This window comes from Vibrio sp. 1457, assembly GCF_033340195.1.
GTDB classification, from domain to species: domain Bacteria; phylum Pseudomonadota; class Gammaproteobacteria; order Enterobacterales; family Vibrionaceae; genus Vibrio; species Vibrio alginolyticus.
This window is the reverse complement of sequence record NZ_JAWOWA010000001.1, coordinates 71,997-85,185: the sequence shown is the minus strand read 5'-3', so window position 1 is coordinate 85,185 and position 13,189 is coordinate 71,997. Positions and strand designations below refer to the sequence as shown.

The 13,189-nt window shown below is 44.4% G+C and carries 12 protein-coding genes; 6 read left to right on the top strand and 6 right to left on the bottom strand.

Annotated elements, in window-relative coordinates; all coding sequences use genetic code 11:
- Nucleotides 1-10 precede the first annotated feature (10 nt).
- The 4 genes from R7Z41_RS00430 (at nucleotide 11) to pheT (ending at nucleotide 5,587) form a co-directional block, all read left to right on the top strand.
- Nucleotides 11-802: an outer membrane lipoprotein-sorting protein gene (locus R7Z41_RS00430; RefSeq protein ID WP_225477406.1), complete on the top strand. Its 792-nt coding sequence runs from the start codon at nucleotides 11-13 to the stop codon at nucleotides 800-802.
- 10 nt (nucleotides 803-812) lie between these two features.
- Nucleotides 813-1,988 (top strand): hypothetical protein, encoded by a 1,176-nt coding sequence (locus R7Z41_RS00425; protein WP_206969851.1) that lies wholly within the window; start codon nucleotides 813-815, stop codon nucleotides 1,986-1,988.
- A gap of 191 nt (nucleotides 1,989-2,179) precedes the next feature.
- Nucleotides 2,180-3,163 carry a phenylalanine--tRNA ligase subunit alpha gene (gene pheS, locus R7Z41_RS00420; protein WP_005385470.1) on the top strand — a complete coding sequence of 328 codons (984 nt, stop codon included), beginning with the start codon at nucleotides 2,180-2,182 and terminating at the stop codon, nucleotides 3,161-3,163.
- 18 nt (nucleotides 3,164-3,181) lie between these two features.
- Nucleotides 3,182-5,587, top strand: a complete 2,406-nt coding sequence (gene pheT / locus R7Z41_RS00415) for a phenylalanine--tRNA ligase subunit beta (protein ID WP_149191888.1) — start codon at nucleotides 3,182-3,184, stop codon at nucleotides 5,585-5,587.
- Nucleotides 5,588-5,800: 213 nt separating this feature from the next.
- On the opposite strand, the gene R7Z41_RS00410 is transcribed toward pheT, so the two are convergent.
- Nucleotides 5,801-6,682, bottom strand: coding sequence for an AEC family transporter (locus tag R7Z41_RS00410; RefSeq protein ID WP_206969854.1), 882 nt, complete (start codon nucleotides 6,680-6,682; stop codon nucleotides 5,801-5,803).
- A 534-nt stretch (nucleotides 6,683-7,216) separates the two neighbouring features.
- Here R7Z41_RS00410 and ihfA point away from each other — a divergent pair.
- A complete protein-coding gene (ihfA, locus tag R7Z41_RS00405) occupies nucleotides 7,217-7,513 on the top strand; it encodes an integration host factor subunit alpha (protein ID WP_064376411.1) in 297 nt (98 codons plus the stop codon).
- A 122-nt stretch (nucleotides 7,514-7,635) separates the two neighbouring features.
- Here the strand turns inward: ihfA and R7Z41_RS00400 are convergent, their stop codons facing one another.
- A complete protein-coding gene (locus R7Z41_RS00400; RefSeq protein ID WP_025766820.1) occupies nucleotides 7,636-8,415 on the bottom strand; it encodes a phosphoribosylglycinamide formyltransferase in 780 nt (259 codons plus the stop codon).
- 315 nt (nucleotides 8,416-8,730) lie between these two features.
- Between R7Z41_RS00400 and R7Z41_RS00395 the strand changes: the two genes are divergently transcribed.
- Nucleotides 8,731-9,381 (top strand): thiopurine S-methyltransferase, encoded by a 651-nt coding sequence (locus tag R7Z41_RS00395; protein WP_021707633.1) that lies wholly within the window; start codon nucleotides 8,731-8,733, stop codon nucleotides 9,379-9,381.
- A 72-nt stretch (nucleotides 9,382-9,453) separates the two neighbouring features.
- On the opposite strand, the gene purT is transcribed toward R7Z41_RS00395, so the two are convergent.
- The 4 genes from purT to R7Z41_RS00375 form a co-directional block, all read right to left on the bottom strand.
- Entirely contained in the window at nucleotides 9,454-10,629 is a 1,176-nt protein-coding gene (gene purT, locus R7Z41_RS00390) for a formate-dependent phosphoribosylglycinamide formyltransferase (RefSeq protein WP_017633939.1), read from the bottom strand.
- A 143-nt stretch (nucleotides 10,630-10,772) separates the two neighbouring features.
- Nucleotides 10,773-11,660 carry a cytidine deaminase gene (cdd, locus tag R7Z41_RS00385; protein WP_017633940.1) on the bottom strand — a complete coding sequence of 296 codons (888 nt, stop codon included), beginning with the start codon at nucleotides 11,658-11,660 and terminating at the stop codon, nucleotides 10,773-10,775.
- A gap of 430 nt (nucleotides 11,661-12,090) precedes the next feature.
- Nucleotides 12,091-12,768 carry an LrgB family protein gene (locus R7Z41_RS00380; protein ID WP_171344747.1) on the bottom strand — a complete coding sequence of 226 codons (678 nt, stop codon included), beginning with the start codon at nucleotides 12,766-12,768 and terminating at the stop codon, nucleotides 12,091-12,093.
- A gap of 1 nt (nucleotide 12,769) precedes the next feature.
- Nucleotides 12,770-13,144, bottom strand: a complete 375-nt coding sequence (locus R7Z41_RS00375) for a CidA/LrgA family protein (RefSeq protein ID WP_005377887.1) — start codon at nucleotides 13,142-13,144, stop codon at nucleotides 12,770-12,772.
- Between the last annotated feature and the right edge of the window lie 45 nt (nucleotides 13,145-13,189).

Below are 13,189 nucleotides of genomic sequence, written 5' to 3'. Positions count from 1 at the left end.
AGGATTGAACATGAATTTAGTAAAAAATGCCTTAAAAGTATCAGTACTTTCTGTCTCGCTTATTATGAGTCATGCGGTGTTGGCGGATGAAGCCAAAGGACTAGAAATTGCCCAAGAGCGCAAAGCCCGTGATGAAGGGTGGGGGGATTCTGTTGCTACGATGCAAATGATTCTGCGAAACGCGCAAGGAGAAAGCAGCACACGTTTAATGCGCTTACAATCACTCGAAGTTGATGGCGATGGTGACAAAGGGCTCACGATATTTGATGAACCGAGAGATGTAAAAGGCACGGCGTTTCTTAACCATTCTCATACGGTGGGTGCCGATGACCAATGGCTTTACCTTCCTGCACTGAAACGTGTGAAACGTATTTCCTCGCGTAACAAATCAGCTCCTTTTATGGGCAGTGAATTCGCGTATGAGGATCTCAGTTCCTTTGAGATTGAAAAATACCGTTTCAACTACCTAAAAGATGACAGCATAAACGGGCAAGATGTTTTCGTCGTAGAGCAAATTCCGACCGATAAGAACTCAGGTTATACCAAGCAAACGGTGTGGTTAGATAAAGCGCATTATCGTCCACTTAAAGTTGAGTTTTACGACCGCAAAGGCTCTTTGTTAAAAACGCTTTCTTTTTCCGATTACAAGCAATATCTCAACCAATATTGGCGAGCGCACACTATGGCGATGACAAACCATCAAACAGGAAAAAGTACTGAGCTAACGACTAGCGAAATGCGTTTTAACACTGGATTACAAGACAATGACTTTCATAAGAATGTGTTGAAGCGAGTGAGGTAGTGGAGGAAAAATGAAGCGATTAAATGTTGGGTTGTTGCTTAGTGCAGCAGCCTTTTTTTACTCGATGCCTCTGACTGCCGTCGAGCTCGCAGGACAAGTCAATATTGAGCATCGTCAGTTTTTTAAAACGGGCTCTCAGGGTCAGAGCAAAGCGCAAACGTCATTGGTTTTGCAGCCAGAATTTTACTGGGAGATGCAAAATGGTGATGCAAACTTTACTTTCACACCTTTCTATCGTCTGGATGGTCTAGACGATGAGCGAAGTCATGGCGACATACGAGAGGCACTTTATCTGACTTATTGGGATGATTATGAGCTTCGAGTTGGGATTAGTAAGGTCTTTTGGGGAGTGACTGAATCAGCCCATTTAGTTGATGTAGTAAACCAAACAGATGCCATTGAAGCCGTCGATGGTGAAGATAAACTCGGTCAGCCGATGTTACATTTTACCTCTTTCAAAGACTGGGGCACCGTCCACGCAATGTTGTTACCTTACTTTAGGGAACGAACGTTTGCGGGTACAGATGGCCGCTTGAGAACCGACCCCGTTGTCTCTGATGATGCTATCTATGAATCAAGCAGAGAAGAGAAGCACGTAGATGTGGCTTTTCGATATTCGAAAATGCTTGGCGATTGGGACGTAGGCCTGAGCTATTTATATGGAACAAACCGGGATCCTTACTTTCGTTTTGAGTACGGAGAATTAAAGCCTTACTACGCTCTGATGAGTCATGTCGGTCTGGATGTGCAAGGAATCGTTGGCGATTGGTTATGGAAACTAGAAAGTGTTTATCGAGATAGCGCTGATAATCATGTCGGTCTTGTGACGGGTTTTGAGTATACCTTCGTCGGTGCATTTGACACGGTTTGGGATGTGGGAGTTATTGGTGAGTACCTCTATGACAGTCGTGGGAACAACGCACAAACTATCGGTCAAAATGATGTGTTTGCAGGTATTCGTTGGGCGCTCAATGATGAGGACGGAACGGAAGTATTGACGGGAATTACGAAGGATTTAGATAACGATGATGTTTACAATGCTAAGTTAGAAGCATCGAGCCGAATATCGAATCACGTTAAGTGGCAAATTGATGCTTGGTTGTTTAAAAATGAAACACCAAATGATTTGCTCTACTTCGCTAGAGATGACGATTTTATCGAGCTATCTATTCAATACTATTTCTAAAACAAAAGGGCACAACTAAACGGCAGATTAACTAAAGATGACATTTTTGACGTTTTTGTGCTCTTTTTATTCAATAACCTCTTCTTTTCGTAATTCAATTTGGCATTGGTGCCCGGTTTGGCTACTATGTACAGCTATCAAAAAACCAATCACTCCCTTATGGACACTACCTACAGGTAGATGAGGAAACGATGCAACATCTAGAAGAGATCATTGCTAGCGCGAGCACTGCAATTGAAGCTGCCGAATCGCTAGTCGCACTTGATGAAGTGCGTGTTCAGTATCTGGGTAAAAAAGGTGAGCTAACTGCTCAACTTCAAAGCCTAGGCAAACTACCACCAGAAGAACGCCGTGAAGCTGGTCAAGAGATCAACAAAGCGAAAGGCGTCGTTCAGCAAGCTATCGCAGCTCGTAAAGATGCACTACAACGTGCTGAGCTTGAAGCGAAACTAGCAGCAGAAACAATCGACGTAACACTACCAGGTCGTCGTATTGAAAACGGTGGTTTACACCCAGTAACTCGTACTGTAGAGCGTATTGAGAAGTTCTTTGGCGAACTTGGTTTTAACACCGAGGCTGGCCCAGAGATCGAAGATGCATTCCACAACTTCGATGCGCTAAACATCGCAGCTGATCACCCAGCGCGTACTGACCACGATACTTTCTTCTTCAACCCAGACTTGATGCTTCGTACTCATACGTCAGGCGTACAGATCCGTACGATGGAAAATGGTAAACCACCATTCCGTTTCATCGCACCAGGCCGTGTATACCGTAACGACTACGACCAAACGCACACGCCAATGTTCCACCAAGTGGAAGGCATGCTGGTTGATGAGAACGTAAACTTTGCTCAGCTGAAAGGCATCCTGCACGATTTCCTATGTAACTTCTTCGAAGAAGAAGTAGAAGTACGTTTCCGTCCATCTTACTTCCCATTCACTGAGCCTTCAGCTGAAGTAGACGTGAAAGGCAAAAACGGTAAATGGTTAGAAGTACTAGGCTGCGGTATGGTTCACCCGAACGTGCTACGTAGCGTAGGTATCGATCCTGAAAAATACTCTGGTTTTGCATTCGGTATGGGTGTTGAGCGTCTAACAATGCTTCGTTACGGCGTGAACGACCTACGTGCGTTCTTCGAGAACGATCTTCGTTTCCTAAAACAGTTCAAGTAATCCAGAGGGTTCATCAACATGAAATTCAGCGAATCATGGCTTCGTGAGTGGGTAAACCCTGCGGTTACTACTGACGAGCTAACTCACCAAATTACAATGGCCGGTCTAGAGGTAGACGACGTTCTTCCTGTTGCTGGTTCTTTTACTGGCGTTAAAGTCGGTCACGTTGTTGAATGTGGTCAACACCCAGATGCAGACAAACTGCGCGTAACTAAAGTTGACGTGGGTGAAGAAGAGCTTCTAGACATTGTTTGTGGCGCACCTAACTGTCGCCAAGGTCTGAAAGTAGCAGTAGCAACAGTTGGTGCTGTTCTTCCAGGCGATTTCAAAATCAAAAAAGCGAAACTACGCGGCCAGCCTTCTCACGGCATGCTTTGTTCATTCACCGAACTAGGTATCGACGTTGAGTCAGACGGCATCATGGAACTAGCAGAAGACGCAGTAATCGGTACTGATTTCCGTGAATTCCTAGGTCTAGACGACGTAACAGTAGACGTAGATCTAACAGCAAACCGCGCTGACTGTTTCAGCATTCGTGGTCTAGCTCGTGAAGTTGGCGTACTAAACCGTGCTGACGTGACTGAGCCATCAGTAGAAGCAGTTGCTCCTTCAATCGACGATAAAGTGTCTATCGAAGTGAAAGCGCCAGCTGCGTGTCCTCGTTACCTAGGTCGTGTTATTAAGAACGTAAACGTTCAAGCTGAAACGCCACTATGGATGCAAGAGAAACTGCGTCGTTGTGGTATTCGCTCTATCGACCCTGTAGTAGACATCACTAACTACGTTCTTCTAGAGCAAGGCCAACCAATGCACGCATTCGATCTAGCGAAGATCGAAGGTGGCATCGTAGTTCGTATGGCAGAGCAAGGTGAGAAGCTAACGCTTCTTGACGGCAACGAAGCAGAACTAAACGCAGATACACTAGTAGTTGCTGACCACAACAAAGCACTTGCAATCGCAGGTATCTTTGGTGGTGAAGAGTCTGGTGTAACAACTGAGACTAAAGACGTTCTACTAGAGTGTGCATTCTTTGCACCTGACCACATCCGTGGTCGCGCACGCAGCTACGGTCTGCACACTGACTCTTCAATGCGTTTCGAGCGTGGTGTAGATTACGCACTGCAAGTAAGCGCAATGGAGCGTGCAACACAGCTTCTTGTTGAAATTTGTGGCGGTGAAGTAGCACCTGTTGTTGCAGTAGAGTCTGAAGCAGACTTACCTAAGCCAAACAAAGTTGCTCTACGTCGTACTAAGCTAGACAACCTGCTAGGTCACCACATTGCAGATAGCGACGTAGTAGAAATCCTAGAGCGTCTAGGTTTGACTGTTGAAGCTTCAGAAGAAGGTTGGATGGCAGTAGCGCCAACATGGCGTTTCGATATCGCTATCGAGCAAGACCTGATTGAAGAAGTTGGCCGTATCTACGGTTATGACAACATTCCTAACCAACACCCAGCAGCAGCACTTAAGATGCACAACCACGTTGAAGCGGATCTTCCACTGAAACGCGTTCGTGATCTTCTTGTTGACCGTGGTTACCACGAAGCAATTACATACAGCTTCGTTGAGCCTGAGCAACAAAAGCTAGTTGTACCTGGTGTTGAGCCTCTAGTGCTTCCAAACCCAATTTCTGCAGACATGTCAGCAATGCGTCTTGGTCTTATCCAAGGTCTGCTGAACACGGTTGTTCACAACCAGAAGCGTCAACAGCCACGCGTTCGTCTATTCGAATACGGCCTACGTTTCATCCCATGTGAAACTGCAGAAAACGGCATGCGCCAAGAGCCTATGCTTGCAGGTGTTATTGCTGGTACTCGCGGTGAAGAACATTGGGATATCGAAACTAACACGGTTGATTTCTTCGACCTTAAGGGCGATCTAGAAGCGATTCTAGAGCTATCTGCGAACGAAAAAGCGTACTCTTTCGCTGCACTGTCACCTGAAAGCAAAAAAGCTAACCCAGCACTTCACCCAGGTCAATCTGCGGCAATCATCGTAGATGGCAAAGAAGTGGGCGTGATCGGTACCGTTCACCCTGAGCTTGAGCGTAAGTTCGGTCTAAATGGTCGTACTATCGTATTCGAAATCGAATGGTCTGCAATTAACAGCAAAGTGATCCCAGAAGCGGTAGCACTTTCTAAATTCCCTTCAAACCGTCGTGATATCGCGGTAGTAGTGGATGAAGCTGTTGCATCTGGCGACATCGTTAACGCTTGTCTAGAGCAAGGTGGCGAGTTCCTTAAAGATGCGAAACTGTTCGACGTTTACGTAGGTAAAGGCGTTGAAGATGGTAAGAAGAGCCTAGCAATCGCTCTGACTCTACAGTCACTTGAGCGTACGCTTGAAGATGCAGATATCGCGGGTGCGGTTGACGCTATCGTTGCTCACGTTTCTGAGAAGTTTGGTGCGTCTCTACGTGACTAATCTCGCGTAACGCATCTTCTTAAGAAATGAAAACCCTGCCAGCTCGGCAGGGTTTTTTATTTTTAGGATTACCTTATCGTTGTTCAAGTTCCTTACTGCTCGCACCACCCCTCATTACTTTAAAATACTAGACCAAACTAGGGATGGCCCTTACCCGAGATTAGGAACATATTGTTTTTCAGCTAATACACGCTAACGATAGCTTATTGGTGGTTAGGCAGCGAGTGAGAGGGTATAGCTAAGCAGAAGAGGTAGCGTAAGAATGCTGAAAAAGTTGCCAAATAGTACCATTGACGCCACTTTCATGGGTTCTATATTCAGCCTTTCCGCAAATAGGTAATTCATGACGGCTGGCGGCAGCATTGTGAAGAGCACCATCATTTGCAATTGCATCGTTGGAAGGGGAATTAACCAATAAATAAGTGCAAAAGCGACAGCACCAGTTGCCAGTGACTGCACGGTACACAACACACCAATCTTTAAACCGTCCAACCTTAAATGACACATTTGTGCCCCCAGAGATAAAAGCATCACGGGTACGGCCGCTTGCCCAAGTAGAGCCGTGGCTTCGTATAAAGGCGCCCATGCACCCACATTTGACACGTTGAGAAACAGAGCCAACGACGCTGCTAAAAAGATTGGCATCTTGACTATTTGCTTAAAAGGGTTGCCATGACTAAGCAGCATTACGCCTAAGCTGATATGCAAGCATGCTGACACGACAAATAAAAGCACTGCTGACGACAGCGCAATTTCTCCAAACGTATAGGTAAACAAAGGAATAGCTAGATTTCCGCTATTGCGAAACATATGTGGTGGCGCCCAGGTTTTAAACGAGAGTGACGTCCATCGACATACCGGGATCATGAGTAGTGCGGGAATTAAAACCGCGACAATTGCCGCCAAAAGAAGCGGCCCCTGATTTGAATCGAGCGGCATGCTAACGAGTGACGAAAATACCAGTGCTGGCGTAAATACCTCAATATTAATGCGGTTTATTGGGCGAAAGTCAGGCTTGATGTAACGATCGACCAAATAGCCAACTCCGACAAGAGCAAAAACAGGGAAAAGAATATTTATGATTTGATTAATCATGGTCGCCTAGAAGCAGTGTAAGAAGCTAATGAGGAAATACACGAACTTCCACATTATCAATCTTTATATATGGCGTCATCGTTAAACAGCGAGAAGCGTGGGTTTAATCAAGCTTTCTAAGCACAGTTGCAAAGTACAGGTGGTCATACCTTTTAATCTAATTGTTACGTATCGAGTTACATACAAATCACTGAATTTACGACAAGTTCTATGTCAAGTGTCTGTTAAATAACCAATATCTGATATTTTTATTAAATAGTGTTTAATGTTGATTTTTAAACTAATTTTAGTTTTATAATCTGGATGTTTTTCCTGATAAAGATGAAACAAAAACAAAAATATCAAATTTCTGGCGTTTAACAATAATTTACGTAGTGCTATTCCTTTTGTTCGCCAAGAAAAAAGTTGGCGAAAATCATAAGCTTGTCATACACTTCCTGATGTAACCCCGATATGTTGTTGAATTGGTAGGGTAAAACTGCTCTGGCGCTACACTAACGTAGCATTGTTTAACATAGCTTTGAGGAAAGTTTTATGGCGCTCACAAAAGCCGAACTGGCAGAAAACCTGTTTGATAAATTAGGATTTAGTAAGCGGGACGCCAAGGAAACGGTGGAAGTGTTCTTTGAAGAGATTCGTAAGGCACTGGAAAGTGGCGAACAGGTAAAACTGTCAGGTTTTGGTAACTTTGATCTTCGTGACAAGAATGAACGACCTGGTCGTAACCCGAAAACTGGTGAAGATATTCCAATTACTGCTCGACGTGTAGTGACTTTTCGCCCGGGTCAGAAGTTAAAAGTTCGTGTAGAAAACCTGAAGAAAGTACAGTAAGCCGAATAAATGGATCACGCTAAGGCGTGGTCTTTTTTTTGCGTAAAATTCGTGTGCATACAAATGAAAACCACCGCAATGCGGTGGTTTTTCTGTTTATGAGAGACGCTTAATTATATCGGTTACGCCGCTTCTAGATGCGTTGTTAAGTATGGTTGCCATGCTTGTTGGTACAAGTTCTTAGACTGTGTACGCATGTTGCGAATAGAGGCAAGCTCTATTTCGCTTAGCTCACGTTTTTCCAACATCGCTTGACGTTCTAGTTTCTGGATTTTTTCGTATAGGTCGTGTTCGGGACCGCTTTTTACATCTGCGATTGCTTTCAAGTGCAGTTGAACTTCGGCTACTAGGTTTGTTTTTGGTAAACGAACGAGCAAGTTCAAGTCTCTATATCCTGAAGGGCCAGGTTTTTTGAATCGATTTTTTACTTTCACAATCGTTGTTTCACGCTCTAACGTTTCATAAATGGAGACTAAGCTCGCGACGTCTTCAGCTACAATCGTTGCACGTGCTAGGTCAGTAATACGTTCAACTTTCCCATCTAACTCTAAAGCTATCTTTTCTTCTGCTCGTTGTTTGGATTTCACGCCTGCGAAGTATGGCTGAGCGTCATTAAGAAGTGCGGTACTCTTACAGATAGTTTCAAGTTCAAATTGTGCTTGGTGAGCTTTGCTGTAAAGAATGTCGAAGTCAGAATATGGCTGAGTTGGTGTGGTGTCGATTGACTGAATGCCATATAAACCGCTAAGGCTGTGTTTAAAAAGTTTCGAACAAACTTCGTTTTGGCTGGTTGAACGATTTTGTTCGCCACTAGGCGCAGGGGTAATTGGAAGTGCGGCAAATGCCGGTGCACGGCTAAGTACCAAAAGCATCAATGCTGTAGTACGAAGAAATAAGCTCATTCACTCTCCTTAACTTGCTTGTACTTAGAAAATAGGGAACATAAAGGTCGCTAAGTTCGGCAAATCAGGTACTAACTTATAAATGGGGCCATTACGAAAGATTCCAAGGTTTCAGTTTTATCTTGAAGTAGAATCGTGCGTTAGATCACCATTTCTCTTTTCTTTATTCTGATTATCAGATAAAGGCGCGTCTCCTATGAGACCGATTACATCCTATCACCGCAGTATTAACCAAAGATGAACGGCATAGACAAATTGAAAAAAAACGTTAGTCTTACCTCTCAAAATGAAAACAGCCGACAAGTAGAAAGTAAAATGAGAGACCAAGAATTTTGGCATAACAAATGGGCCAGCAATCAGATCGGATTTCACTTGGAAGATGTAAACCCGCTATTACCAGTATATTGGAAACACACTAATCCAAAGCGTGAAGATAAAGTGTTAGTTCCTTTATGTGGAAAGTCAGAAGACTTGATTTGGCTAGCGATGAAGCATGATTCGGTTGAAGGTGTTGAGCTAAGCCATATTGCTGTGCGTGCCTTTTTTGCTGAACATTTTTACACGCCAACGGTAACGCCTCTTAATGGCATGCACGAGCTTTATCAATTTGATGAGCTCTCTATTTATACTGGGGACTTTTTCACTGCACCAGTATCTCAAGCCGATATCATTTATGATCGCGCCGCGTTGGTTGCTTTACCGCAAGATATGCGAGAGGAGTATGTAGAGCGTCTCAAGCAACTTTTGAACCCAGGCGGTCGTATTTTGCTTGTTACACTCAACTATCCTCAAGAAGAGATGGCGGGGCCTCCATTTAGCGTGCCGGTCGAAGAGATTGAGCAGTTATTTTCAGGTTACAAAGTTACTTGTTTGAACGTAGATGAAGCTGACGAGAATCATCCTAAAATTGCGAAAAAAGGCTTAAGTCGCTTCTCTGAAGAAGTGTACTTAATCGAGAGTGAATAGGCTCTCTTCGGTTTGGAACACGAAATAGCGCAGCAATTTGAGCTGCGCTATTTTTGTATGAGTGGTTCGTATTTAATAAATGATATTCACTTTTGAAGCACTTTCAACAGCATCTTGAACGGCTTCTTCGGTGGTTTTTCGTCGCGTAAGGACAACACCTAAACGGCGGCGACCATCGATTTCTGGCTTACCGAATAGACGAACTTGTGTTTGAGGTTGAGCTAAAGCTTTGCTTAGGTTTTCAAAGCGAATGTTTGTGGAAGTCCCTTGTCCAAGAATAACAGCAGACGCAGATGGGCCATATTGCACAATATTATTAATTGGCATTCCGGTAAACGCGCGCACGTGGAGAGCAAACTCAGACATTTCCTGTGAAATCATTGTAACCATACCCGTATCGTGAGGGCGAGGAGAGACCTCATTGAAAATGACTTTATCGCCTTTAACAAATAGCTCTACACCAAAGATGCCGTAGCCACCGAGCGCGTTTACCACTTTCTCAGCCGTGTATTCAGCTGCTTTTACTGCGTTTTCTGACATAGTTTGCGGTTGCCATGATTCGCGGTAGTCGCCATCTTCCTGACGATGACCAATTGGAGCACAGAAATGCACACCGTCAACGGCTCTGATGGTCAATAAAGTGATTTCGTAATCGAAGTCGATAAAACCTTCCACGATAACGCGACCTGCACCCGTACGCCCGCCTTCCTGAGCGTAATCCCATGCTTTTGTAACGTCGTCTTCGGTCTTGATAACACTTTGCCCTTTACCTGAAGAGCTCATCACAGGCTTCACCACGCACGGAATACCCACATGCTCAACCGCGGCTTTGAAGTCTTCAAAGTTATCTGCAAAACGATAAGGTGAAGTCGTCAATTCCAGTTCTTCTGCTGCCAAACGTCGGATACCTTCACGATTCATTGTTAGCCTGGTTGCCTTAGCGGTTGGAACAACATTCAGTCCTTTCTCTTCAAGCTCTACCAGTTTGCCGGTTGCGATGGCTTCAATTTCTGGTACGACGTAAGTAGGTTGTTCCTTCGTAATAACTTCTTCTAAGGCGTTCCCATCTAACATGTCGATAACATAACTACGGTGAGCGACTTGCATCGCTGGAGCATTGGCATAGCGATCACAAGCAATCACTTCTAAACCAAGTCTCTGGCATTCAATGGCGACTTCTTTACCGAGTTCGCCAGAGCCTAAAAGTAATACACGGGTAGCATTTGCGCTAGTTGCAGTGCCAAACATAGTGTTCCCTTACAAAATAGAGTGATGAGACAGAAATTGCAGGAGATCATACTGAAGTTTTATGACAAAGCAAACGTTTGCTTTTGGTTTTTAGGTAATAAAAAAGCTCTACATGTTGTAGAGCTCTTTGTTGAATTTGTCGTTTATACGTTGACAAAACTAAGCGGAATATCTGGATTCAACGCTTCCAACGTTGATTGCGTATCGGCTAAATGACTGATCTTACCTTCTGAGTTCTCTACCAATGCAGCGGCTTTGATGCTGTCAAAGGTTTCACCCGCAAGTAAAACTTGGATTAGCGCAACTTGTAACGGCGGCAAGCTAGGATTGAACGCTGCATTTTCTGCATAAGCGCCTTGGAATACACGGCCGCTAGTCATCTCTAATGCTAAACCACTCAAGTTGTTGGTGTATGGTGAGTGGCTCATGTTCATCGCTTCAACTGCACTTTGGATGAGTGCGCCTTCATCATCACATGAGAACTGGTGTTTAACTTCTGCCATTAAGCCGGACTCGATACCGAGATCGTTTGGTCCAAAGGCTTCAGGCAGGTATTCATGAAGTGACTTTTCTTCGCGTTCTGGGAGCTGGATTTTAAGCTCGTTTGCGGTAGATAACTCATTCATGAACTGGCGGCAGTGACCACATGGGCTGAAGTTGATAGTGATATCCTTAACACCACGTTCGCCTTTCATCCAAGCATGGCTAATCGCAGACTGCTCTGCGTGAACCGTTTGACCCAACTGTACACCAAAGAATTCCATGTTGGCACCGAAGTAAAGGCGACCTGAAAGACCACGAACGATAGCGCCGACATAAAAGTCAGAAAGGGGAGCATAGGAGTACGCTGCGGCAAAAGGAAGTAGCGCAACACGAAGCTCTTTGTCTGATAGACCGGTAGCTGAAAGCAACTGCTCAAATTGTTGAACTGAAAGCGTAGCATCAAAATCATCAGCTTGGATGATAGGAGCAAGTTGTTTGGAAAGTGCTTCTGGAGCGCCTGCTAGCGCCTGTTCAATGCGACTTTTCATGTTGAATCCTTGTTATTGCATGGACAGTTATTCTATGTGAAAGATAGAAATGTTCCGTGCGTTAGATCACGATAAATAATGCAATTGATAATTCTGTTACATAATTAGAGTGAGCTCACACATGTATTCGATTGCACAGGTGTGAAGCGTTATCTCCGTCTCACAATTAACCATATCAGTATATATTCATATGACCAAGGAGCAGGAGTATGTTACTAACGCGACTTTTACCGCTATGCTACTTTATACCCACGTAATCTAGAGCGAGTGGTAGCACCTAGAATGCTAATGCTATGAATGTATATCTCGATCAAGTCCCTTCACGGTATTACTGGGTGAGGTTGCTAGATAAGATAGGATTTTGAAAGGGATAAGTAAGAAATGGAAAGGCTACGGCCTGCCGGAAGGAGGGCAGACCGAGAGCGCTTAACTATTGATATAGCCAGACCGCCAAAGCAAAAAAACTTGGAGCCAAAATAGAAGTTATGATCCCACATAAAACCAATGCGAGTGATGAGAACGCGGCATCTATGGGCTGTTTCTCTGCACAAGTAGCGGTGCCTAAGGCATGAGAGACTGTACCCATTGTCAGACCACGTGCAATCGGGTGTTTAATTCCAATCAAATTGTAAATTGGGTATGCCAAAATTGCGCCCAATAAACCGACAATCAGAACCAAGATCGCTGCAACGGCGGCTTCACCACCAAGGTGACTCGATATTTCCATCGCTATTGGTGTCGTGACGGATTTACCCACTAGACTCGCGATTAAACTGATATCCGCTTTGAAAGCGACTGCGATCAAGGTGGTTGTCATCATCGACATCACACTGCCTACTGTGCAAGCGAAAGTGATGATTCGCCAGTTTGCTTTAATTTGTGGTAGTTGTTCATATAGTGGATAAGCCAGAGCAACTACAGCAGGTTGAAGCAAAAAACTGATCCCTTCGTTATCCGCATAATACTTTTCAAATGGCACATTTAAGTAAGTAAGCAAAGGAATGAGCACTGCGATACTGATCAGCAAAGGGTTTGCTAGAGGATTGTTCACTTTGATTGCGATTTGGCGAGCGATAAGAAAAACCGCAATGGTAACAACTAACCACATATCAGTGTTTCTCCTGTAGCAAGTAATCCAGCAGCCAAGCGAGGCTGACCAATACAATGAGTGAACCGCCAACCGCGCTAGCGATGATAGGGAGCGCATTGGCGAGTAGTAAATCGAAATGCTGCATTAATCCGACGCTGATAGGAACGAACAATAAGATCATATAGCGTATAAATAGCGTGGCGCCCGGTTTGACCCAGTCGACTTTTACAAGCCCAAGAGTCATGGAGAAAAACAGTACGAGCATACCGATGACACTTCCTGGAACGGAAACGCCAGTGAACTTTTGAATGGTAATTCCGATGCCAAGTGCTCCCATGATGAGGAAGATTGAAATGAGCAGTTGGATCAGTTGTAAGAATCGTTCTTTAATCATTTTGACAGTATATAAACAACAAGCACACCATAAGGTGCGCTTGTA